The organism is [Mycobacterium] fortunisiensis, assembly GCF_019050325.1.
Taxonomy (GTDB): domain Bacteria; phylum Actinomycetota; class Actinomycetes; order Mycobacteriales; family Mycobacteriaceae; genus Mycobacterium; species Mycobacterium fortunisiensis.
The window spans coordinates 24,534-47,918 of the sequence record NZ_VOMB01000006.1; the positions used below are offsets into that span (position 1 = coordinate 24,534).

General features: G+C 65.4%; 15 protein-coding genes. 9 read left to right on the forward strand and 6 right to left on the reverse strand.

Translation table 11 applies throughout. The features are described from left to right. Positions 1 to 2: 2 nt before the first annotated feature. Positions 3 to 6,338 carry a sulfolipid-1 biosynthesis phthioceranic/hydroxyphthioceranic acid synthase gene (gene pks2, locus FR943_RS04470; RefSeq protein ID WP_217155152.1) on the reverse strand — a complete coding sequence of 2,112 codons (6,336 nt, stop codon included), beginning with the start codon at positions 6,336 to 6,338 and terminating at the stop codon, positions 3 to 5. 367 nt (positions 6,339 to 6,705) lie between these two features. On the opposite strand from pks2, the gene FR943_RS04475 reads away from it, so the two are divergent. The 5 genes from FR943_RS04475 (at position 6,706) to FR943_RS04495 (ending at position 15,385) form a co-directional block, all read left to right on the forward strand. Further along, on the forward strand, positions 6,706 to 8,445 hold the full coding sequence (locus FR943_RS04475; RefSeq protein WP_217155153.1) for an AMP-binding protein: 1,740 nt from the start codon (positions 6,706 to 6,708) through the stop codon (positions 8,443 to 8,445). A gap of 327 nt (positions 8,446 to 8,772) precedes the next feature. After that, a complete protein-coding gene (locus FR943_RS04480) occupies positions 8,773 to 9,183 on the forward strand; it encodes an MmpS family transport accessory protein (protein ID WP_246584856.1) in 411 nt (136 codons plus the stop codon). Beyond that, positions 9,180 to 12,041: an MMPL/RND family transporter gene (locus FR943_RS04485; protein ID WP_217155154.1), complete on the forward strand. Its 2,862-nt coding sequence runs from the start codon at positions 9,180 to 9,182 to the stop codon at positions 12,039 to 12,041. The genes FR943_RS04480 and FR943_RS04485 overlap by 4 nt, the downstream gene beginning before the upstream one ends. Before the next feature lie 5 nt (positions 12,042 to 12,046). Continuing rightward, positions 12,047 to 14,923 (forward strand): MMPL/RND family transporter, encoded by a 2,877-nt coding sequence (locus tag FR943_RS04490; RefSeq protein ID WP_217155155.1) that lies wholly within the window; start codon positions 12,047 to 12,049, stop codon positions 14,921 to 14,923. Between the two features lie 138 nt (positions 14,924 to 15,061). After that, entirely contained in the window at positions 15,062 to 15,385 is a 324-nt protein-coding gene (locus FR943_RS04495; RefSeq protein ID WP_217155380.1) for a hemophore-related protein, read from the forward strand. A 6-nt stretch (positions 15,386 to 15,391) separates the two neighbouring features. Here the strand turns inward: FR943_RS04495 and FR943_RS04500 are convergent, their stop codons facing one another. Then, a complete protein-coding gene (locus FR943_RS04500; protein ID WP_217155156.1) occupies positions 15,392 to 16,291 on the reverse strand; it encodes a helix-turn-helix domain-containing protein in 900 nt (299 codons plus the stop codon). 100 nt (positions 16,292 to 16,391) lie between these two features. Between FR943_RS04500 and FR943_RS04505 the strand changes: the two genes are divergently transcribed. From FR943_RS04505 to FR943_RS04515, 3 genes are read left to right on the forward strand one after another with little or no spacing between them, the layout of a single operon-like run. Further along, positions 16,392 to 17,519, forward strand: coding sequence for a hypothetical protein (locus tag FR943_RS04505; RefSeq protein WP_217155157.1), 1,128 nt, complete (start codon positions 16,392 to 16,394; stop codon positions 17,517 to 17,519). A gap of 2 nt (positions 17,520 to 17,521) precedes the next feature. Continuing rightward, positions 17,522 to 18,304 carry an SDR family oxidoreductase gene (locus FR943_RS04510; RefSeq protein WP_217155158.1) on the forward strand — a complete coding sequence of 261 codons (783 nt, stop codon included), beginning with the start codon at positions 17,522 to 17,524 and terminating at the stop codon, positions 18,302 to 18,304. Next, positions 18,301 to 19,458: a sulfotransferase family protein gene (locus FR943_RS04515; RefSeq protein WP_217155159.1), complete on the forward strand. Its 1,158-nt coding sequence runs from the start codon at positions 18,301 to 18,303 to the stop codon at positions 19,456 to 19,458. The genes FR943_RS04510 and FR943_RS04515 overlap by 4 nt, the downstream gene beginning before the upstream one ends. A 5-nt stretch (positions 19,459 to 19,463) precedes the next feature. Here FR943_RS04515 and FR943_RS04520 read toward each other — a convergent pair whose 3' ends face one another. From FR943_RS04520 to FR943_RS04530, 3 genes are all read right to left on the reverse strand, one after another. After that, on the reverse strand, positions 19,464 to 19,934 hold the full coding sequence (locus FR943_RS04520; RefSeq protein WP_217155160.1) for a hypothetical protein: 471 nt from the start codon (positions 19,932 to 19,934) through the stop codon (positions 19,464 to 19,466). Then, positions 19,934 to 21,085, reverse strand: coding sequence for a 3-ketosteroid-9-alpha-monooxygenase, oxygenase component (locus tag FR943_RS04525; protein WP_217155161.1), 1,152 nt, complete (start codon positions 21,083 to 21,085; stop codon positions 19,934 to 19,936). The genes FR943_RS04520 and FR943_RS04525 overlap by 1 nt, the downstream gene beginning before the upstream one ends. A gap of 108 nt (positions 21,086 to 21,193) precedes the next feature. Next, complete coding sequence (locus tag FR943_RS04530) at positions 21,194 to 21,829, reverse strand: hypothetical protein (protein ID WP_217155162.1); 636 nt, start codon at positions 21,827 to 21,829, stop codon at positions 21,194 to 21,196. A 61-nt stretch (positions 21,830 to 21,890) separates the two neighbouring features. Between FR943_RS04530 and FR943_RS04535 the strand changes: the two genes are divergently transcribed. Then, entirely contained in the window at positions 21,891 to 22,415 is a 525-nt protein-coding gene (locus tag FR943_RS04535; RefSeq protein ID WP_217155163.1) for a gamma carbonic anhydrase family protein, read from the forward strand. An 88-nt stretch (positions 22,416 to 22,503) separates the two neighbouring features. On the opposite strand, the gene FR943_RS04540 is transcribed toward FR943_RS04535, so the two are convergent. Then, the gene (locus FR943_RS04540) at positions 22,504 to 23,382 is read right to left on the reverse strand and encodes a TIGR03619 family F420-dependent LLM class oxidoreductase (RefSeq protein ID WP_217155381.1); all 879 of its coding nucleotides are present in this window, start codon (positions 23,380 to 23,382) and stop codon (positions 22,504 to 22,506) included. Between the last annotated feature and the right edge of the window lie 3 nt (positions 23,383 to 23,385).

Sequence of the window (23,385 nt, forward strand, 5' to 3'; positions counted from 1 at the left end):
CGTCAGACCGCCCCAGCGGGAAGGAGCTTCTCGCACAACAGTTCCGCCAACCCCTGCACGGTGGTGATGCCGGTGGCCGAGATGCGTACTCCGGTTTCGTTCTCGATACGGGTGCGTAGCTCGAGCGCGCCGAGGGAATCCATTCCGTACTCGGACAGGGGGCGGTCGGGATCGACACTGCGCCGCAGGATCACGCCGACCTGATCGGCGATCATCTGCCGCAGTTTGGTGGTCCACTCGTCCGGTGGCAGCACGTCGAGTTCGGCCCGCAGCTTGCTGGTGCCGGTAGAGCTTTGTCCGGTGGCCCGGAACGCCTCGGCGAACGGGCTGCGTTCGGCGAACATGGTCAACCACGGTGCACCGGCGATGGGGGCGTATCCGGTATACGGGCGGTCGTGCCGTAGCAGTGCTTCGAACGCGTAGGCGCCTTCCTCGGGAGCGATGGCGGCTCCGGTGCTCTCGGCCAGGGCGGTGCCCCGGCCGATCTGCCCCCAGGCTCCCCAGGCGATCGAAGTGGCCGGCAGCCCTTGAGCCCGCCGCCACAGGCTGAACGCATCCAGCCAGCTGTTGGCCGCGGCATAGGCCCCCTGTCCGGGGGAACCGACCAGTGCCGCGGCCGAGGAGAACGAGCAGAACCAGTCCAACTGCTGGTTCGCGCCGGCCCCCTGGAGGGCCTGGTGCAGATTCCACGCTCCGTGAACCTTTGGGGCCCAGTCACGCTCGATGAGATCGTCGGTGATGTTGGTCAGCGCCGCATCCTCGATCACACCTGCCGCGTGCAGCACACCGCGGACCGAGAGTCCGCCCGCGGTGGCTGCGGCCACCAGCCGCTCTGCGGTCGCCGGAGCGGCGATATCGCCGCGCTCGACGACCACGTCGACACCGGCGGCTCGGATCCGTTCGATCGCCGTCAGGGCCGCCGCGGTCGGCTCAGAACGCGACGACAGCACGATCCGCCCGCAGCCGTTCGCCGCCATCCTCTCGGCGAGGAACAAGCCCAGTCCGCCGAGGCCACCGGTGACGATGTACGCCCCGTCCGGGCGGAACACCCGGACCTGGGCCGGGGGCACCACAAGTCGACTCGAACCGGTATGGGGGACGTCCAGTACGAGCTTGCCGGTGTGCTGCGCGCCGCTCATCATCCGGATGGCAGTGGCGGCCTCGGTGAGCGGGTAGCGGGTGAACTCCGGGATCGGTAGCTCACCCTCGGCGGTGAGCAGATACACCGTGGACAGCAACTCGCGCAGGCGATCGGGATGGCTGACGGACATCAACGCCAGGTCGACGGCGTAGAACGACAGGTTGCGGCGGAAGGGGAAGAGTCCCAACCGGGTGTCGGCGTAGATGTCCCGCTTGCCGATCTCCACGAATCGCCCACCGAATGCCAGTAATTCCAGTCCGGCCCGCTGGGCGGCCCCGGTCACCGAGTTCAGCACGATGTCCACTCCGTAGCCGTCGGTGTCGCGGCGGATCTCATCGGCGAACTCGAGTGTCCGCGAGTCGTACACGTGTTCCACACCCATGTCGCGCAGCAGTTGCCGGCGATGCTCGCTGCCGGCGGTGGCGAAGATTTCCGCACCCGCAGCGCGAGCGATCGCCATCGCCGCCCGGCCCACTCCGCCGGTCGCGGAGTGGATCAGCACCTTGTCGCCGGATCGGATCCGGGCCATGTCGTTGAGCCCGTAGTAGGCGGTGGCGGTCGCAATGGTCAGTGCGGCCGCCTCGGCGTCGGACAGGCCGGCCGGCACGGTGGCGGCCAAGCGGGCATCGCAGGTGACGAATGTGCCCCAACAACCGTCGGCGCACAGACCGCCGACGTGATCGCCGACCTTGTGTCCGGTCACGTCGGGACCGACCGCGGTCACCACACCGGCGAAGTCGATGCCGAGCTGCGGCAGGTGCCCATCGAAGGCGGGATAGCGGCCGAAGGCCACCAACACGTCGGCGAAGTTGACGCTGGAGGCGTTGACGGCGACCTCGATCTGACCGGTCCCGGGGGGAACATGCTCGCAGGCAACGAGTTCCATCGTCTCCAGATCGCCGGGGGTACGGATCTGCAACCGCATCCGGTCGCGTTCGGGATCGGCGACGGTGGTCTGCCGCTCGTCAGGGCGCAGCGGGGCCAGGCACAACCGCGCCGTGTACCACCGATCGTCGCGCCAGGCGGTTTCGTCCTCCTCCGATCCGCTGAGGAGTTGGCGGGCCAACTGCACCCCGTCGGTGGCATCGTCCAGATCGATCTGGGTGGCGGCCAGATGCGGGTGCTCGGCGCCGATGACCCGGATCAATCCCCGCAGCTCGGCCTGTTCCAGATTGACGGCATCGCCGGGCAGCACGGTCTGGGCATTGCGGGTCACCACGTACAGGCGCGGCGGCTCGCCGGTGATCTGCGGCAGCTCACGGGTGATGTGAACCAGCTGACGCAGATGCTCGCGGCCCAACATCGGTGATTGCTGCGCGCCCGCACCGTTCTGCGGGGCCTCCATGATCACCACCCCGGTGAACCGGGTTGCCCGCAGATGGCCGACGAGCTGTTCACACGTCGGTGAGTCGTCGCCCCGGTCGGGCCAGGACATGCTGATGCATTGTGCGCCACGGTCCTTCAGCGCCTCGGCCAACCGCACCACGCCCGCATCCGGGTGTGGCGACGTTCCGATCAGCAGCCAGGACCCGGCGTCGGCGTATTCCACCTCGGGCAGCTCACGTTGTCGCCATTCGACGGTCAGCAACCGCTCGCTGAACACTTGCTCGTCGTACCGGTCGGTGGAAGTTCCGGCGCCGAGGCGCAATCCCTGGACCCGCAGCAGCACCGTGCCGTCCTCGTCGAGTACATCGATATCGGCCTCCACCCCGGTGGCGTCGGACTTGAGCAACCGCGTGTAGCAGTAGCGGGCGTTGCGTGCCGAACCGTAGGCCCGCAGTCGTCTGACCCCGAGTGGCAGCCCCAGCGCGTCCCCGCCGAGCGCCTGCACCGCGGGATGGGCCTCGATGGATTGGAAGCAGGCGTCCAGAAGCGCCGGGTGCACCCCGTACGCGTCCTGTTGCGAACGGATCGAGCGGGGCAGCGCGACCTCGGCGAACACCGTCTGGGCCGGCGCCTGGCCGGTGTGGACGCTGACCAGACCGGTGAAGGCGGGACCGTACTGAATACCGTGCCGGCTCACTCGATCCCGCACATCGTCGCCGTCTTCACCGTCCGGGTGGGCGGAGCGGACCGCGGATATGTCATACGGCGGTGGCGGTTCGTCGACCGCGGGGTGCAGCACCGCGGTGGCGTGCCGCACCTGCTGTTCGGCGTCGTCGGTCGTGACGCTGAACACCGCGCCGCCGGGAAATGACATCGATGCGGCGGCCCCGACGGTTGTCTGCTCGTCCAGCAGCATCGCCTGATCGAACCGAATATTCCGGACCTCGGCTGCGTCACCCCAGACTACCTGCGCGGCCGCCAGCGCCATTTCGCAGTAGGCCGCCCCCGGAAGTACAGCCACGTTGCGAATCTGGTGGTCACCGAGCCACGGCTGGGCGGCCGTGCCCACATCCGCCTGCCAGACGTACCGTTCCGGTTCCTCGTGGAGCCGAACATTGGCACCCAACAGTGGGTGCACCGCGATGGTGCAGCCGCCGTGGGTCGCAGACTCCCGACCGTCACCGGCCAGCCAGGACTTGCGATGCGTCCACGTCGGAAGCGGCGCATCCACCAGGCGACCGGCCGGACACAGCGTCGAGAAGTCGACGGCGGCGCCCGCGCTGTGCAGATCGATCAGGAACCCGCGCAGCCCTTTCCGCAGCTCCTGTCCGCGGCGCATCGCGGCCAGGGCGGCGATGGGTGTCCCGCGGTTGTCCGCGGTCTGTTCGAGAGCACGAGTGAGCAGCGGGTGGGGGGACAGTTCGGCGAAGACCCGGTAACCGTCCTCCAACGCCGCCTGTACCGCGGTGGCGAAGCGCACCATCTTCCGCATGTTGGTCACCCAGTAGTGCGCGTCGCACACCGGCTGCTCGCGGGGGTCGAACAGCGTCGCCGAGTAGAACGGGATCTCCGGTGTCATGGGTGTGAGATCGGCGAGCGCCGTGGCCAGATCGTCGGCGATCGGTTCCACCTGCGGTGAGTGGAAGGCGACATCGACCGGGACCATGCGGGCCAGCACGCCGCGGGCTTCCCAGTCGCCGACCAGATCGCTCACCGTCTGCATCGCGCCGGCGATGACAGTGGACTGTGGTGACGCCACCACCGCCACCACCACATCGTTGATGCCGCGGCCGGTCAGTTCCGAAAGGACTTGTTTGGCAGGCAGTTCCACGGCGGCTGTGGCGCCCTGACCGGCGATTCGGCACATCAGCTTCGACCGGCGGCAGATGAGGCGCAGGCCGTCCGCCATCGTGAGGGCCCCGGCCACGACGGCTGCCGCGGCCTCGCCCAGTGAGTGACCGATGACGGCGGCGGGCCGGATTCCGTAAGCCTTCATGGCAGCGGCCAACGCCACCTGCATGGTGAACAACGTGGGCTGCAACCGGTCCTGGCCGGACACCGCCTCGGCCGCCGATATCGCCTCGGTGACCGAGAACCCGGCCTCGGCCGCGATGATCGGTTCGGCCTCGGCCACCGTGGCGGCGAACACCGGTTCGGTGGCCAGGAGCTCGGTGCCCATCCCGGCCCATTGCGAGCCCTGCCCCGAGAACACCCATACCGGTCCCCGGTCGTCGTGCCCGACCGCGGCTTGATAGGGCGTGTCGCCGTCGGCGACCTCGCGCAGGGCTGCGACGAGTTCTGTTGGGCTGCTTGCGCTGACGGCGGTGCGCACGGGCCGGTGTACTCGCCGGCACGCCAGCGTGTAGGACAGATCCGGCAGGGCAATGTCCTCGTGTGCCGCCACCCAGTCCGCCAGCCGGCCGGCGGTGCGGCGCAGTTCGTCGGCCGAGGTGGACGACACCGGGAACAGCAGCGGTGTCGATTCAGATTCCGGCCGCGGGGCCGTCGAGGCCGGCTCGGGCGCCTGCTCCAGAACGGCGTGCACGTTGGTCCCGGACAGGCCGTACGACGACACCACCGCCCGCCGCGGATGGTGCCCATTGGTGCACCACGGCGTGGTCTGTTGGGGCACAAACAGATTGGTCCGGATCTGGGCGAGCTGGTCCGGCAACCGGGTGAAGTGCAGGTTCTGCGGCACCACGCCATGTTCCAGTGCCAGGACCGCCTTCATCAGCCCGACCGCCCCGGAAGCTGCCTGCGCATGTCCCAAATTGGTCTTCACCGAGGCCAGCGCACAGGGACCGTCGACGCCGTAGACCTTGGCCAGGCTGGCGTATTCGATGGGATCGCCCACCGGGGTACCGGTGCCGTGCGCCTCGACCATGCCGACCGTGTTCGGATCGACGCCGGCCGCGGACAACGCCGCTCGGTACACCGCGGTCTGCGCGGCGTCCGAGGGAGTGGCGATGTTCACGGTGTGCCCGTCCTGATTCGCGGCGGTACCGCGCACCACGGCCAGGATCCGATCGCCGTCGCGCACGGCGTCCGCGAGCCGCTTGAGCACGATCACGACGCAGCCCTCGCCGCTGACGAACCCGTCGGCGGCGACGTCGAAGGCGTGGCAACGCCCGGTCGCCGACAGCATCCCCTCGGCCGACCCCGAGGCGAACTTTCGTGGATCCAGGGCCAACGTGGCGCCGCCGGCCAAGGCGAGGTCGCTCTCCCCCTCGTGCAGGCTGCGGCACGCCAGGTGCACCGCGGTCAACCCGGACGAACACGCGGTGTCCACCGTGAGTGCGGGGCCGTGCACGCCGAGCGCGTAGGCGATCCGTCCCGACGCCAGGCTGAAGTTGTTGCCGCTGAAGCCGTATGCCGCTTCCAGCGACCGAGCGTCCGCGGCCAGCATCTGATAGTCGGCGTGCGTCAAACCGATGAACACACCGGTCAGCGAATCGGCCAGATCCTCGCGGGTCAGGCCAGAGTGCTCCATGGCTTCCCACGAGGTCTCCAGCAACAACCGGTGCTGGGGATCGAGTGCGGCGCACTCGCGTTCGTTGATCCCGAAGAAGTCAGCGTCGAAGCCGGCGACGTCATCGAGGAACGCGCCCCATTTCGATACCGACCGGCCCGGGACGCCGGGTTCCGGATCGTAGTATTCGTCGGCGTCCCAACGGTCCGGTGGAACCTCGGTGACCAGGTCATCGCCACGTAGCAACGCCTCCCACAGAAGTTCGGGGGAGTCGATGCCGCCGGGGAGCCGGCAGGACATGCCGATGACGGCGATGGGCGTGACCGGCGCGGCACCAGGCGCGCTGTCGGATGCGGTCAATTTCCCCTCCTCCCGGTCGGCCCCGCGCGGTTTTACCGGCATCAGGCCCGATAGCCCGCTTTTGAGCGTCGAGCCCCAGAAATGTGGCCGGCGGTAACGCGCGGCCATTGCTGGTTCAACGCCCGTAGCGGGCGACCACAACAAATAACGGTATGTTCGCTGAGGTTTCCTGTCTCGCGATCCGGCAATCGGCCGGAAAGATATCCGCGATTTCAAATACTTTGCCGGGCGGCGCCGGTGCATGCACTGACTGTCAAGATCAGAGGCCTGACGGCAGCGCAAAGTCAAGGTGCTGCTCCCGGCGCGGCCGCAGGCGTAATCACGTGTGTGTGATTCATGCAGGGCGCGATAACAAGTTTGCTGACGGTTCCGGTGATCTGATTTTGATTACCGCGATACCCTGATCGGCGTGGTCGAGTCGTCCATTTTGTCGTTGCTGCATGAACGTGCGAGCCTGCAGGGTGATGACACGGCGGTGACGTTTGTTGATTTCGAAAATAATTGGCACGGTACGGCCGAGACCTTGACATACGCCCAGTTGTATCGACGCACGTGCAACGTGGCGCGCGAACTCGGCAAGTTCGGCGCACCCGGTGACCGTGCCCTGATCCTGGCCCCACAGGGGTTGGACTACATCGTGGCGTTCTTCGGCGCACTGCTGGCCGGACGCATCGCGGTTCCGTTGGCGGTGCCACTCGGCGGCGTCAGCGACGAGCGGGTCGAATCGGTGCTGCAGGATGCGTCTCCGGCGGTCGTCCTCACCACTTCGGCAGTTGCCGACACCGTGGCCGGGCACGTCGAAAATCGTTCCGGCGGAGGGGTTCCAGTCGTCGTGGCAGCCGACTCGCTGGATCTCGATGCCCCGACAGGCGCCCAGTTCGGCGACGAAAACCATACGGGCACAGCGTATTTGCAATACACATCCGGGTCGACCAGGCGGCCGGCCGGGGTGATGATGTCGCACCGCAACCTGATGGTCAACTATGAACAACTGACGTCGGGCTATTTCGCGGAGTTCAACAACGTCGTGCCCGAGGGCTCCACCATCGTCTCCTGGCTGCCGTTCTATCACGACATGGGCTTGTACCTGGGAGTCTGCGCGCCGGTGCTGGCCGGAGTGCCGGCCGTGCTCATGAGTCCCGTGGCATTCCTGCAGCGCCCGGCCAGGTGGATGCAGATGCTGGCGGCCAACGGTCGCACCTATACCGCCGCACCGAACTTCGCCTTCGAACTTGCGGTGCGCAAGACCTCCGACGAAGACATGGCTGGACTCGATCTGTCCGACGTGCTCGCCATCATCACCGGTAGTGAACGGGTGCATCCGGCGACACTGGAGCGCTTCGTGAACCGTTTCGCGCCACTGAACCTGGGCGAGACGGTGATACGCCCGTCCTACGGGCTGGCTGAAGCTACGGTCTACGTGGCCACCCGGGCCTCGGGCGAACCGCCGGCGATCGTCCGATTCGACAGCGAACCGTTGACTCTCGGTAAGGCAACGCGTTGCCGGAACGGAGCCGGGACACCGCTGGTCAGCTATGGAGTTCCGGCCTCGCCGATGATCCGCATCGTCGATCCTGACACCTGCGTTGAGTGCCCGCCCGAAACTGTCGGGGAGATCTGGGTATACGGCGACAACGTCGCGAGCGGCTACTGGCAGCGGCCCGCCGAAACCGAATCGACATTCGGCGCCCGGATAGTGGCGCCGTCGGCTGGCACGCCGGAGGGGCCGTGGCTGCGCACCGGAGATTCCGGCTTCCTGTTCGAGAACGAGCTGTACGTCATCGGCCGCATCAAGGATCTGTTGATCGTGTACGGGCGTAACCACTCTCCCGACGACATCGAGGCGACGATCCAGGAGATCAGCCGCAGCCGGTGTGCCGCGATCGCGGTGCCCGACGGCGCCACCGAGAAGCTCGTCGTCATCATCGAGGTGCGAAGACATGCCGATACCCCCGATGCATCAGGAGACCAGCTCTCCGCCGTCAAGCGCGACGTGACCTCGGCCATCTTCAACACCCACAGTCTCGGTGTGGCGGATCTGGTTCTGGTTCAGCCTGGTTCGATCCCGATCACGACGAGTGGCAAGGTCCGGCGGGCGGCATGCGTCGAGCAGTACCGACAGGGCGAGTTCGCTCGCCTGGACGCATAGATCCCCATGCCGGAGGTATTTCCGTTCCACCGCATTCATACAGCGGACATTCAGCGACGCAAAACTGTTAGCCGCGGTAAGTTCCGTTCCGCGTCGAACACCCGCAATATGCATTACGATCCCGTATCACCTTGGGAATGGACCGATATGGAGGTCTCCTGAATGCTCTACTGGTCGGAATCGGATTGCCCAGCCCGGGCTGCAGTGTGTTTACCGTGACCACACCTGGTGTGTGGCAGCGGGCCGGCAGCCGTGGTTCCGGTGGCGGGAAAAGTCCGGATTAGGCCACGGATTCAGGGGGTTCGAACTGTGGGGGTTCTGAAGCGGCTGTGGATCCCGCTGCTGATTCTGGTGGTAATCCTCGCCGGAGGATTCACCGTCATGCGCCTGCACGGGGTGTTCGGCTCCGAAGTCCGGCCGGTATACGCCGACACCGAGGTCGAGGAACGCACGCCGTATGACCCCAAACAACTGGTCTACGAGGTATTCGGCCCACCCGGGACGGTGGCCAACATCAGCTATTTCGATGTCGACGCAGAACCGCAGTTCGTGGAAAAGGCCAGCTTGCCGTGGTCGTTGGAATTCCCGATGACCGAGGCCACCGCGATGGTCAACGTCATCGCGCAAGGTGACAGCAACAGGATCGGTTGCCGAATCATCATCGATGACAAGGTCGAAGCCGAACGGGTCGAGAACGGCGAGAGCGCGTTCACCTATTGCCTGTTGAAGGCCGCATGAGCAGCCCCACGGTAACCGCCGACCCGCCGTTCGTGGCGCGGGTGATCCGTCGCTTGGCCATACCGATCATCCTGGGCTGGCTGGTGATCACCTATCTGCTCGGTGCCGCCGTCCCGCCGCTCGAACAGGTGGAGAAAGAGCACTCGGTATCGCTCATCCCCAGCGACGCGCCGTCGTTCAAGGCGATACAGCGGATGGGCGAGAGCTTCGGCGAAACCAATTCGAACAGCGTCGCGATCATCGTCCTGGAAGGCGAACATAAGCTCGGCGACCCGGCGCATCACTACTACGACGACCTACTTCGCCAGCTCAGAGCCGATACCGCACACGTGCAGCATGTCCAGGACTTCTGGGGAGACCCGCTCATGGTCGGGGCGGCCCAGAGTGCCGACGGCAAGGCCGCGTACGTCCAGCTGGGCCTTGCGGGCGATCTCGGCCAGTCGCTCTCGAACGAATCGCTCGAAGCGGTCCGCGACATCGTCGACCGCAGTTCACCACCGCCGGGGGTGAAGGTCTACGTCACCGGACCGGCCGCCACCGTCGCCGACCTGAGCGCCAGCGGCAACCGGACGGTCCTGCTGGTCACCGGGCTGAGCCTGACGGTGATCCTGGCGATGCTGCTGTTCTTCTTCCGGTCGATCTTCACCGCGGTCATCCTGCTGCTCCTGGTGGGCATCCAATTGCAGGTGGCCCGCGGCGTCGTCGCCCTGATCGGCGATCTCGGGCTCATCGGACTGTCCACCTATGCGGTGAATCTTCTGGTGACGCTCGGCATCGCGGCCGGAACCGACTACGGCATCTTCTTCGTCGGGCGCTACCAGGAGGCGCGGCAGGCCGGTGAGGACCGTGAAACGGCCTTCTATTCGACGTATCGCAGCGTCGGAAAGGTCGTGCTGGCGTCCGGGCTGACCATCGCCGGCGCGGTCTTCTGCCTCAGCTTCACCCGCCTGCCCTACTTCCGCACCCTCGGGATTCCTTGTGCGCTGGGCATGGTTGTAGCAGTCGCCGTGGCCTTGACGTTGATCCCCGCGGTCCTTTCGCTGGGCAGCCGATTCGGGTTGTTCGAACCGAAACGCAAGATCATCGTTCGGCGCTGGCGCCGTCTCGGCACCGCGATCGTCCGATGGCCGGCACCCATTCTCGTCGCAGCCTGCGCGGCATCGCTCATCGGATTGTTGGCGCTACCGGCGTACCAGCCCGGCTACAACGACCAGAATTATCTGCCCAAGGACATTCCGGCCAACGCCGGCTATGACGCTGCCGCCCGGCATTTCCAGCAATCGCTGATGGTGTCGCCGGACATATTGCTGGTCGAGGCCGACCATGACATGCGCAATCCGGCGGATTTTCTGATCTTGAACAAACTCGTCAAAGGCGTTCTGGCCGTTCCCGGAGTTTCCCGGGTGCAGGGCCCCACACGCCCCGAAGGTATTCCGCTCAAGCACACCACAATTCCGTTCATCATCAGCGCGTCGAACTCCAGCCAGCTCGAACTTCTGCCATTCCAGAAAGCGCGAATGAACGATCTGGTCACCCAAGCCGACGAGATCGCGAAAACGATATCCGTGATGAAACGGATGTACGAACTCATGAAAGAACTTTCCGCAGCGACCAACGCCGTGGTCGGCAAGACACACGAGCTGGAGGATGTCACGCTCGAATTGCGGGATCACATCGCCGATTTCGACGATTTCTGGCGACCGATCCGCAATTACCTCTACTGGGAGCCGCATTGCTTCGACATCCCGTTGTGCTGGTCGATCAAGTCGCTGTTCGAAGCCCTGGACGGGGTTGACGAGCTCACCACCACGATGCACCAACTGATCGGCAACCTCGATCAACTGAATGCCCTTATGCCGCAGATGATCAGCCAGTTCCCGGAGATGATCGCCACCATGCAGAGCACTCGGACCATGATGCTGGCAATGCACAGCACCATGGCGGGGATCTTCTCTCAGATGGAGGAGATGTCCGAGGGGTCCTCCGCCATGGGCAAGGCCTTCGACGAGGCCCAGAACGACGACTCGTTCTACATCCCCCCGGAAGTTTTCAAGAACGCCGACTTCAAACGGGTCATGGACGTGTTCCTGTCCCCGGACGGGAAAACCGCACGCATGCTCATCACCCAGCGCGGCGATCCGGCGACACCCGAAGGCATCGCGCGCGTCGAGCCGATCAAAACAGCTGCCGAGGAGGCACTCAAGGGCACCCCGCTGGAGAGCGCCAGGCTCTACCTCACCGGGAGCGCGGCGATGGCGAAAGATCAGGTGGACGGCTCCACGTACGATCTGCTGATCGCCGGGATCGCCGCCCTGTGTCTGATCTTCATCATCATGCTGATCATGATCCGCAGCCTGGTCGCGGCGCTGGTCATCGTTGGTACGGTGGCGCTTTCGCTCGGGGCGGCATTCGGGCTGTCGGTGCTGATCTGGCAACACATCCTCGGGATCCAATTGAACTGGATCGTGCTCGCCATCGCGCTCATCATCCTGTTGGCCGTCGGCTCGGACTACAACCTGCTGCTGGTGTCGCGGATGAAAGAGGAAATCGGTGCCGGCATCAACACCGGCATCATCCGCGCCATGGCCGGTAGCGGAACAGTGGTGACAGCTGCGGGTCTGGTGTTCGCGTCGACCATGTTTGCCATGCTGGCCAGTGATGTGCGCACGATCGGACAGGTGGGGTCGACGATCGGTATCGGGCTGTTGTTCGACACTCTGATCGTGCGGGCACTCATGACACCGTCCATCGCCGCGTTGCTGGGACGTTGGTTCTGGTGGCCGCAGCTCGTGCGGCAGCGGCCGATCAGTCCCCGGCCGCTGGTTCGTTCCCTGCTGCTGAAACCCGACGAACGCTGACTGCGATGAGCACCGGTCCACCGTTGCACGCCCCGCCCTGGGCGAAGGTGATCCATCGGCTTGCGGTGCCGATCATCCTCGGCTGGCTGGTGATCGTGGCTCTGCTGACGTTCGCCGTCCCCTCGCTCGAACACGTCGGACGGCAGCACTCGGTATCGCTGGTGCCCGCCGATGCGCCCTCCTTCAAGGCCATGAAACACATGGGCGAGGTGTTCGGCGAATCCGATTCCGACAGCGTCGCCATGATCGTCCTGGAGGGACAACAGCCACTCGGCCCCGACGCACACCGCTATTACGACGATCTGGTCCGCCAGTTGAAGGCGGACACCACACATGTCCAGCACGTCCAGGATTACTGGGGCGACCCCCTCACGGCGACGGCCGTGCAGAGCGCTGACAACAAATCCGTCTATGTTCAGCTGAACCTGGCCGGCAATCAGGGTGAATCGCTGGCGAACGAATCGGTGGAGGCTGTCCGCGGCATCGTCGAGCGGACCTCACCGCCACCGGGCGTGCAGGCCTACGTCACCGGGCCGGCCCCACTGGTGTCGGACATGAACCACGCCGGAGACAAGTCGATCGCCAAGATCACCGTCGTCACCCTGGTGGTGATCATGACGATGCTGCTCCTCGTGTACCGCTCCCTCGTCACCGCTGTCCTGCTGCTGACCATGGTGGGCATCCAGGTGCAGGTGGCCCGGGGAGTCGTCGCCCTGCTGGCCGACCACCAGATCATCGGGCTCTCGACGTTCGCGGTGAATCTGCTGGTCTCCCTTGGGATCGCGGTCGGCACCGACTATGGCATCTTCTTCCTCGGCCGGTATCAGGAGGCCCGCCAGGCCGGCGAGGATCGCGACACCGCCTTCTACACCACCTATCGCAGCGTGGCGAAAGTGGTTCTGGGGTCGGGTCTGACGATCGCCGGGGCGATCTTCTGTCTGAGCTTCGCCCGGCTGCCCTACTTCCACACCATGGGGATCCCCACCGCGGTGGCCATGGTGGCCGCGGTGACGGTCGCGCTGACGCTCATTCCGTCCGTCTTGGCTGTCGGTGGTCGATTCGGGCTGTTCGAACCCAAACGCAAGATCATCGTCCGACGCTGGCGACGGCTGGCGACAGCGATCGTCCGGTGGCCGGCACCGATTCTCGTCACGGCGTGCGTGGTGGCGCTCATCGGGTTGTTGGCCCTGCCGGCGTACCGCACCAGCTACAACGACCGGCTGTACGTACCGGCCGACATCCCGGCCAACGTCGGATATGCCGCCGCCGAGCGGCATTTCCCCCCGTCGCGTCTGACCCCGGACATCCTGTTGCTCGAAGCCGAGCACGACATGCGCAATCCCGCCGACCTGCTGGTGCTGAACAAGGTGGCCAAGGCCGTCTTTGCAGTTCCGGGCGTATCCCGGGTACAGGCGATAACCCGTCCCGAGGGCAATCCGATCAATCGGACGTCGATCCCGTTTCTGCTCTCGCTGCAGAGTGCCAACCAGAAGCAGACGCTGCCGTTCCAGAAGCAGTCGATGGACAGCCTGAAGAAGCAGGCGGACCAGATGACGAAGATGATCAACACGACGCAGCGCCTCTACGAGACGTCGCAGAAGCTCGTCAGCACGACCCATCGGATGACCCGGGACACCCGTGAATTGGAGGCGGTCACAAAGGAACTGCGCGACCACATCGCGGATTTCGATGACTTCTTCCGCCCTATCCGCAACTACTTCTACTGGGAGCCACACTGTTTCGACATTCCGTTCTGCTGGTCGATGAGGTCGCTGTTCGACTCGATCGACGGCGTCGACGCGGTTACCGACGGAGTGGGTGAACTTGCGGATCACACCGATCAGCTGGACGTGCTTATGCCCAGGCTGGTCGTGCTGTTTCCTCAGATGATCGCGAGCATGAAATCGATGCGTGCGGTCACGCTGACCATGCACAGCACCATGATGGGCTCGATGGCCCTGATGGAAGAGAACAGCGCGAATGCCACCGCCATGGGCCAGGCCTTCGACGAGGCCCGCAACGACGATTCGTTCTACCTGCCGCCCGAGGTCCTGGAGAACAAGGATTTCAAGCGTGCGATGAACCTGTTCTTCTCGCCGGACGGGAAGGCGGTCCGGTTCATCATCTCGCACCGGGGAGACCCCGCGACGCCGGAAGGCATCGCGCGGGCCGAGCAGATCGTGCGGGCCGCGCAGGAGGCGCTCAAGGTGACGCCGCTGGAAAATGCGAAGGTGCAGTTGGCCGGTACGTCGGCGACGTACCGGGACATGCGTGACGGCTCCACCTACGATCTGCTGATCGCCGGGGTCGCGGCGCTGTGCCTGATCTTCATCATCATGCTGCTGATCACCCGGAGCCTGGTGGCGGCGCTGGTCATCGTGGGTACGGTGGCGATTTCCCTCGGTGCCGCATTTGGGCTGTCGGTGCTGATCTGGCAACACATCCTCGGGATCAACCTGCACTGGCTCGTGCTGGCCATGTCGGTGATCGTGCTGTTGGCCGTCGGTTCGGATTACAACCTGCTGCTGGTGTCGCGGATGAAAGAGGAGATCGGCGCCGGGCTCAATACCGGCATCATCCGGGCCATGGGCGGCAGCGGGAAGGTGGTGACGGCGGCCGGGCTGGTGTTCGCGTTCACGATGATGTCGATGGTGGTCTCCGATCTGCGCATCATCGGCCAGGTGGGCTCGACGATCGGGATCGGGCTGCTGCTGGACACCCTGGTGGTGCGCGCACTCATGACCCCGTCCATCGCCGCGCTGCTGGGGCGCTGGTTCTGGTGGCCGCAGATCGTGCGGCAACGTCCGGCCAGTGGGTTGCTGCGGGAGACGGCGCCGCGTCCGGTGACGCGGTCCCTGCCGCTGCGCCCTGACGAGGATTGATCCGGGGGCATCGGCGCCGGGGCGAACCGTTTTCCGAGTCAAATACCCAGTCGGCGGCTCAGCTGGCAAATTGCCAAAACCATTGCGGGCTCGCGCTGCACGAGTAAAGTCCGGACCGCGGGAGGAGGTCCACCCATGATGGAACGAGTGCCGATCACATTGGCTGTCGCCGGCGGGGCCGTGGCGCTGTCACTGGCCACCGGAGCCGGTATCGCCTCCGCTGACCCCAGGCTGGACTCAGCCGTCAACACCAGTTGCAGTTACCCGCAGGTGATGGGTGCGCTCAACGCGCAGAGCCCCATGGCCGGGGAATCGCCGATGGTGCAGTCGGTTCTGCGTCAGTTCCTGGATTCGCCGCGGGATCAGCGTCAGCGGATGGCCGAGGGCATCGCGGCGCAACCTGCCAACCAGCCCTACCTGGGGTTGCTGCAGACGGTGTTCGATACCTGCAACAACTTCTGAGCACCGTCAGTAGGTGGGTTTCACACCGCCCAGCTGCGCGGTCACCGCATCGGCCGCCGCGACCAGTGCGCGGGCCCGGTCGGTGATCTCCTTGTCCGTCAAGGCTTTTCCGATGTGCAAGGATGCCGCCATCACCTGGCGTCGGTAGTGGTCGAACACCGGCGCGGAGATGACGCTGATGTCCTGCCGGCTACGGCCGCCCTCGTCGCGCAGGTAGACCCGCTCACCGATGTCGGACACCAACTCGCTCAGCAGCGCCCGCAGTTCGTCGGGCAGGTCCGTGGACATGCCGGCCATCAGCGCGTAGAGCCGGCGGCCACCCGGGGTCAGCCGTTCCACCAGATAGCCATCGGTGCGGCAGTTTTCGATCACGCGTTGCAGCCGTGCGGATTCGGTGCGCAGCGGGATGGTCGGCGCCTTGGCCAGCCAGGTCCGCAGCGCGTCGTCGTCCCACAGCACGAACATCAGACCGACCGGGGGAGCGAACGGGTAGCTCTGCCCGATCCGCACCCCGACGTCGCGGCCCGGCGGGCCGACCAGCTCCAGCACGGTGATGCGGTCGTCGACGACGGCCGTCAGACCCGCTGAGGTGTCGAAAGCAGCTGACAGGGACAGTAGTTCGGACCGGGCGGACGGGCTGACCCGCATGGATTCCTGAGCCGCGTGGCCCAGCGAGATCAATGCCGGGCCGAGGCGGTAGGTCTTGTCGGTGCTGTCGCGGATCAGGTGACCCGATTCGGTGAGGGTGGTCAGGATGCCCAGGCACGTTGGCTTGCTCAGGCCGACCTGCCGGGACAGCTCCGAGAGTCCGAACCGCTGCTGCGGGCGTCGGGACAGGAAATCCAGGATCGCCACCACTCGCGCGGTGGGTGGCGAAGCGCGGCCGGCCGGTGCGGCGTCGGGCATCTGACCTCCACGGCGTTGACGGGAATTGGAACGCGTTCTAGTCTCAGGTCAGAAACTCTACCACTGCGGTCCAATATTGGACCGAGAGAGCAGATGCCGGATGTACTCACAGCCGTTGATCGATGCCATCGCCGAGGCAGAACACCTGGTGGCCACCGCGCACTTCATCGAATCGGAAGCCGACCTTCTGGAAGGCCTGCAGTACCTGGCCGGCTGCATCTCCGGATGCACCCACCTGGCCTTCGACTACGACCGCGACCACCCCTTCCTGCAATCGGGCACCGGCCCGTTCACCAAGATGGGCCTGGACAACCCCGACACGCTGTACTTCGGCACCCGCGTGCAGCCCGGACACGAGTACGTCGTCACCGGGAAGCGGGGCACCACCACCGATCTCAGCTTCCAGATGCTCGGCGGGGAATACACCGATGACAACGTGCCGGCCAGCCAGGCCGCATTCGACGACCGCGAACTCGACATCGCCGCCGACGGAACCTTCGAGTGGCGGGTGACCCCGACCAGCCCGTCGCAGCTGCTGATCCGCGAGGTCTACAACGACTGGTCGGCGCAACGCGGTCACATCAGCGTGGCGCGCACCGACACCGCCGGGACCGCGCCGGCGCCGCTGACGCGCGAGCTCATCGAAAAGCGCTATGCCGTGGCAGGCAAGCAGCTGGTGCAGCGGGTGAAGACCTGGCTGCAGTTCCCGCAGTGGTTCTACAACAACCTGCCGGTCAACACCATGGTCGCGCCCCGGCTGACCCCCGGCGGTCTGGCAACGCAGTACTCGTCGGTCGGCCACTACGATCTGAAACCCGACCAGGCCATGATCATCACCCTGCCGGTCACCGATGCGCCGTACCTCGGATTCCAGCTGGGCAGCCTGTGGTACATCTCGCTGGACTACATCAACCACCAGACTTCGCTCAACGGCACTCAGGCGCAGGCCGATCCGGACGGCAAGATCCGCATCGTGGTCTCCGACGCCAACCCCGGTGTGACGAACTGGTGCGAAACCCTGGGCCATTCCAAGGGATATCTACAGTTCCGCTGGCAGCGGCTGTCACGTGAGCTCACCGAGGCCGACGGCCCGAGCGTCGAGATCGTCGACGTGGCCGACGTGGCGACGGCGTTGCCGTACCACGAACACAACAAGATCTCCGAGGAAGATTGGCGTCAGCGAATCGCGCTGCGCCAGAAGCAGATCGCCGACAGGATGGTGGGTTAGACATGGCCGGTCTTCTCGATAACAAGGTCGTCGTGATCAGCGGTGTCGGGCCCGGGCTCGGGACGACGCTGGCCCGCCGATGCGCGGAGAACGGCGCCGACCTCGTGTTGGCCGCCCGCACCGTCCAGCGGCTGGAGGACGTGGCCAAAGAGGTGACGGCACTGGGCCGTCGCGCACTTGCGGTGGGCACCGACATCACCGACGAGGAGGCGGTCGCAAACGTGGTGGCCCGCACGATGGAGGAGTACGGCAAGGCTGACGTGTTGATCAACAACGCGTTCCGGGTCCCGTCCATGAAGCCGTTCGCTAACACCACCTTCGAGCACATGCGGGATGCGATCGAGCTGACCGTGTTCGGTGCGCTGCGCATGACCCAGGGCTTCACTCCGGCCCTGGAAGCAGCCAACGGCTCAGTGGTGAATGTCAATTCGATGGTAGTGCGGCACTCGCAGGCCAAGTACGGGGCCTACAAGATGGCCAAGTCGGCCCTGCTGTCGATGTCGCAGACCCTGGCAACCGAACTGGGGGAGAAGGGTATTCGGGTCAACTCCGTGCTGCCCGGCTACATCTGGGGTGAAACCCTGGAGGGGTACTTCAACCATCAGGCGCAGAAGTACGGCACCACCGTGGAACAGATCTACAACGCGTCGGCTGCCGGATCCGACCTCAAGCGGCTGCCGACCGAGGACGAGGTGGCCTCGGCGATCCTGTTCATGGCCAGTGACCTGGCCAGCGGGATCACCGGCCAGGCCCTTGACGTGAACTGTGGAGAGTACAAAGCATGACAAGCGGCGCCAACGGCCGGACCAACGTGGGTACCGTCGAGGATCTGCATGCCTCGGCGGTAAAGGCCTGCGGTCTCGAAGATTTCGGCTCCGATGACGACAACTACCTCGAAGCACTCGGGGTACTGCTGGAGTCCTATCAGCGCGACGCAGACCTGACCGAACTCGGCAGCAAGATGCAGCGCTTCTTCACCCGGAATGCGCTGGTGGCCCGGCTCGTCTCGGAAGCTGCGTTCAAGCAGTACCCACAGCACACCGACGTGCCGATCGAGCGGCCGATCTTCGTCACCGGTCTGCCACGCACCGGGACCACGGTGATCCACCGGTTGCTCACGGCAGACCCGATGCACCAGGGTTTGGAGATGTGGCTGGCCGAGTTCCCACAGCCGCGGCCGCCGCGGGAAACCTGGTCCGACAACCCGGTTTTCAGTTCGCTCGATGCCCAGTTCAAGAAGGCACACGAGGAGAACCCGGACTACACGGGCCTGCACTTCATGACAGCGGACGAGGTCGAGGAATGCTGGCAGCTGCTGCGCCAGTCCTTGCACTCGGTGTCGTACGAGACGCTGGCCCATGTGCCGACCTACTCGCAGTGGCTGGCCCGCCAGGACTGGACCAAGCCGTATGCGCGGCACCGGAAGAACCTGCAGCTGATCGGCCTCAACGAGCCCGAAAAGCGTTGGGTGCTCAAGAACCCCAGCCATCTCTTCGCCCTCGATGCGCTGTTCGCCACGTATCCCGATGCCCTGGTCGTCCAGTGTCACCGGCCGGCGGAGACGATCATGGCCTCGATGTGCTCGCTGTCGCAGCACACGACCGCCGGCTGGTCCAATACGTTCACCGGGAATGTGATCGGCGAGGACGCCATGGAGACCTGGTCGCGCGGGTTGGAGTTGTTCAATACCGAACGAGCCAAGCATGATCCGGCCCAGTTCTGCGACGTGGACTACTTCGAGTTCATCAAGGACCCGGTGGGCGCTGTCGAAGGCATCTACCGCACCTTCGGCCTGGAGTTCACCGACGCCGCGCGGCAGGCCATGATCGACAGTCACGCCCAGACCCAACAGGGTCCTCGGGCTCCGAAGCACACCTACTCTCTGGCCGACTACGGGTTGACGGCCGAGACCGTCAAGGAGCGGTTCCAGGGCCTCTAGGGAAATCAGCCGTCGCCGGGGGAGGGGGCCGAGGACACCTCCTCCAGGCAGCCCTCGGCGACGGCGTGTTTGATGCTGTCGGACAGGCGCGGACACGACCGGGCCCGGGCCGGATCACCACCGGCGGAACGAATTTCGGCGAACGTCGCGCAGCGCCGTACCGCCTCGGAATTCCACTGCACCGAGGTGTGCTCGGCGCTGAGTTTCTTCACCTGCACCGACACATGGCAGAAACGGCAGTCCACCGATACCAGACCAGAGGTCAGATAGCGCTCGCGGTCGCGCAAGCTGGCCTCGCGGACGGCGGCAGCACGCTCGGGGTCGGAGGCGAAATCGGGTGCCTTGGACCATGTTCCGGACGAAGCACCGGGCCGGTGCGGGTGCTCGTCGTCGTCATGGGCGCCGTGCAGTAGCAGCATCGAGCGGGCCAGATCCTCGACGTCTGGTGTCTGGCCCTGCTCGTTGCGTGCCGTCATCAGCTGCTCTGCGCTGCTTCTTTTTGTGCCGCCTGGACCTTGAGGTTCTCTTCGACCTCCACATGCCACTTCTCGTTGGCCGCGGTGGTGTCGATCTCCATCTCGAAGCGGTCGGTCATGTCGGGCGTGATGTCGGCGACATCGACGTAGAACTGCTGGTACCACCGGCGCATCTGGTAGACGGCGCCGTCCTCCTCGACCAGCAACGGGTTGTCGATTCGGGTCTTGTGCTTCCAGATCTCGACGTCCTGCAGGAAGCCCTGGCTGACGCCGTCCGTCATCGCGTTGGCCAGCTTCTGGGTGGTCTTGTCGTCCATGCCCTTGGGCTTTTCGACGATGACGCCCCACTGCAGCATGAACGAGTTCTGGTCCACCGGGTAGTGGCAGTTGATCAGGATCGACTCGGCCTTGTAACCGCTGTAGTTGTTGTGCAGCCAGTTGATCATGAACGACGGTCCGAAGTAGGAGGCCTCGGAGTCCAGGTGAGACTCGCCGTATTGCGTGCCCATCCCGCCGATGTCCTGACGGCCCACGTTGTGCAGGTACTGCGAGGCGATGTGTCCCTCGAAGACGTTCTTGAAGTACGTCGGCAGGCCGAAGTGGATGTAGAAGAAGTGCGCCATGTCGGTGACGTTGTCGATGATCTCGCGGCAGTTGCTGCCCTCGATCAGCATCGAATTCCACTGCCACTCGGTCCACTCGTCGCTGGCAGCCTCTGCGATCTCCGGGATGCGAACCTCGTCCGAGGGCGCATTGCCCTCGTGGTCGTGCCAGACGAACAGCAGTCCGCCGCGCACGTCGGTGTGCCAGGCGCGGGTGCGGGCCAGACGCGGGGTGCGCTTGGCGTAGGGGACCAGCTTGCACTTGCCGTCGCCGCCCCAGCGCCAGTCGTGGAACGGGCAGGCGACCGTGTCGCCCTTGATGGTGCCCTGGGACAGGTCGCCGCCCATGTGCCGGCAGTAACCGTCCAGGATCTTCAGGTCTCCCTGAGAGTCGGCGAACACCACCAGCTTGGTGCCGAAGATCTGAACGGAGTGGGGCTGACCGTCCAGGAAATCCTTGACCGGTCCCAGGCAGTGCCAACCGCGTGCATAGCGGTCAGGCAGGGCGCCGGTGTCGATCTCTCTGATGCCGGCATGTTCGGTAGTCACGGTGGGCCTCCCGTATCTGTGCTCTCTAACTAGAACACGTTACAGTTTTTTGCCTCCTTCTGGCAATCACCAGCGCGTGACCTGCGGCATACCCGTAGTAAAAGGTGGTTACTCCCGCTCCGGAAGACCGATTCGCAGGGCAACCTGCTGCATGCGGCCCACACTCGCCACGGTCTGCGGCGACACCGGGTCGTCCGGGTTGCTGTCGAACTCCAGCCGCACCACCGCGCGGCCCTGGGTGTACATCAACAACGTGACGGCCTTGGAACCATCGGGCGCGGTCCCGGAGATGACAGTGCCGCCCAGACCCACCGGCACCGGTTCGGGCTTACCGCCGGCCACCATGGTGCTCACCGCTGCCGCCGCCTGCTTCAGCGTCGCCGTGGCCGTCGAGGCATCCGGGTAGATGAGAATCGTGTCGGCGATGGCCCTGGTGTCATCGGCATTGACGAACAGCGTGCTGGCGCCGGACTGGCCGTCGGGATTGGCAGTGGCCGACCGGGTGGTGAAGGAGTCGGGCGGGATGCTGACGTCCTCGGCCTGCAGCAGCAAATGGCTGTAGTCCGAGGTCTGTGATTTCGGCGACGATTGGGCATTTGCCTGCGACGATGTGGTCGGCGCCGGGGCCCACGGCGTGGCCGGCGAATCCTCGGTCGGGGTGCATGCGGCGGCCGTGCCGACGATGGTCGCAGCAAGACCGGTGGTGAGCAGTAACTTCAGGCGGTTGGTTGTCGTGAGCGACATAGTTACTGTTCAGCGTACGCGTCGGCGCCCTGAGGGCGCTTTCCTGCGGTATATGTGAACGATGCCGCTGTATTCGTTCGAGGGCCGTTCACCCGTGGTCGACCCGAGCGCATTCGTCGCCCCGACGGCAACCTTGGTCGGCGACGTGACGGTCGAAGCCGGGGCATCGGTGTGGTTCAACACCGTGCTGCGCGGCGACTTCGCCCCGATCGTCATCCGTGAGGGCGCCAACGTACAGGACGGGTCGGTACTGCACGCGCCGCCGGGAATCCCGGTCGACATCGGACCCGGCGCGACGGTCGCCCACATGTGCGTCGTACACGGCGCACACGTGGGAGAAGAGGCGTTGATCGCCAATCACTGCACGGTGCTCGACGGGGCGGTGATCGGCCGGCGCAGCCTGATCGCCGCGCATTCCCTGGTGGTCGGTGGAACCAAGATTCCCGACGAGGTGGTGGTCACCGGCGCGCCCGCCAAGGTTCGCGGACCCATCGCCGGCACCGCGGCCCACATGTGGGTGCAGAGCAATCCCGGTGCCTACCGAGACCTGGCCCAGCGCTACCTGACCGGCCTGGGCGAGATCTAGCTTTCACCCCCGCCGAAACGGCATTCCAGCACGCGGCCACTCGACCTTTTGCTGCTGGAATGCCGTTTCGGCGGAGACAAGCGGACAGTCAGTCCTGCCAGCCGGAGTGGATGTAGGTGTCGGCGAACCGCTTGAGCGAATCCTGCTTCTTCTCCAACGGAGCGTCGAAGCCCAGGCCCTCCAACATCCACGGGATGACGATGTTGTCGGTGATGCCGGCCTCGGCCAGCTGACGGTGCCCGTCGAGATCGAACTTGTCGATGCACACGGCCTGGAACTCGAACGGCTCGTCGGCCCGGCCGTATTCGGCCCGCAACTTGTTGAGCGCCGTCACGGTCTCGGCCAGCTGCGCGCAGGTCATCATCGCGCTGGTCCAGCCGTCGCCAACCCGGGCGGCGCGCTTGAGCGCCACCGACGTGTGGCCACCGACGTAGAACGGCACCGGCGCCGACGGTGCCGGGCTCATCTGCAGCCGCTCGAAATCGTAGAACTCACCGTGGTACTCCACCATGCCGCCGCCGAGCACGAGCTTGAGCACCTCGATCATCTCGTCGACGCGGGCGCCGCGCTTGGCGAACGGCACCCCGCACCACTCGAATTCCTCAGGTGCCCAGCCGATTCCGACGCCGAACCCGAACCGGTTTCCGGTCAGGTTGGCCACCGAACCGACCTGGCGGGCCAGCAGCAGCGGGTTGCGTGAGCCGAGCTTGAGCACGTTGGTGTAGAACCGCAGCGTCGAGGTGACCGCACCCATCGAGGCGGCCGCGATCAGCGGGTCCACCCACGGGGTCTCGGCATTCCACATCCGCGAACCGTCCGGGGTGTACGGATAGTCCGCGGCCTGCTTTTCCATGTAGAACAGCGAGTCCGGCAACGCGATCGCGTCGAACCCGACTTCCTCAGCGGTGCGGGCCAACCCGGTCAAATGCTCCAGCGGGCCCATGGCCACGCTGAGCGTGTACTTCATGCG

What these genes read in the sequence shown, in the direction of transcription:
- pks2 (WP_217155152.1), bottom strand. Translation starts at nt 6,338, where the DNA reads ATGCCGGTAAAACCGCGCGGGGCCGACCGGGAGGAGGGGAAATTGACC.
- FR943_RS04485 (WP_217155154.1), top strand. Translation starts at nt 9,180, where the DNA reads ATGAGCAGCCCCACGGTAACCGCCGACCCGCCGTTCGTGGCGCGGGTG.
- FR943_RS04490 (WP_217155155.1), top strand. Translation starts at nt 12,047, where the DNA reads ATGAGCACCGGTCCACCGTTGCACGCCCCGCCCTGGGCGAAGGTGATC.
- FR943_RS04495 (WP_217155380.1), top strand. Translation starts at nt 15,062, where the DNA reads ATGGAACGAGTGCCGATCACATTGGCTGTCGCCGGCGGGGCCGTGGCG.
- FR943_RS04500 (WP_217155156.1), bottom strand. Translation starts at nt 16,291, where the DNA reads ATGCCCGACGCCGCACCGGCCGGCCGCGCTTCGCCACCCACCGCGCGA.
- FR943_RS04505 (WP_217155157.1), top strand. Translation starts at nt 16,392, where the DNA reads ATGTACTCACAGCCGTTGATCGATGCCATCGCCGAGGCAGAACACCTG.
- FR943_RS04510 (WP_217155158.1), top strand. Translation starts at nt 17,522, where the DNA reads ATGGCCGGTCTTCTCGATAACAAGGTCGTCGTGATCAGCGGTGTCGGG.
- FR943_RS04515 (WP_217155159.1), top strand. Translation starts at nt 18,301, where the DNA reads ATGACAAGCGGCGCCAACGGCCGGACCAACGTGGGTACCGTCGAGGAT.
- FR943_RS04520 (WP_217155160.1), bottom strand. Translation starts at nt 19,934, where the DNA reads ATGACGGCACGCAACGAGCAGGGCCAGACACCAGACGTCGAGGATCTG.
- FR943_RS04530 (WP_217155162.1), bottom strand. Translation starts at nt 21,829, where the DNA reads ATGTCGCTCACGACAACCAACCGCCTGAAGTTACTGCTCACCACCGGT.
- FR943_RS04535 (WP_217155163.1), top strand. Translation starts at nt 21,891, where the DNA reads ATGCCGCTGTATTCGTTCGAGGGCCGTTCACCCGTGGTCGACCCGAGC.
- FR943_RS04540 (WP_217155381.1), bottom strand. Translation starts at nt 23,382, where the DNA reads ATGAAGTACACGCTCAGCGTGGCCATGGGCCCGCTGGAGCATTTGACC.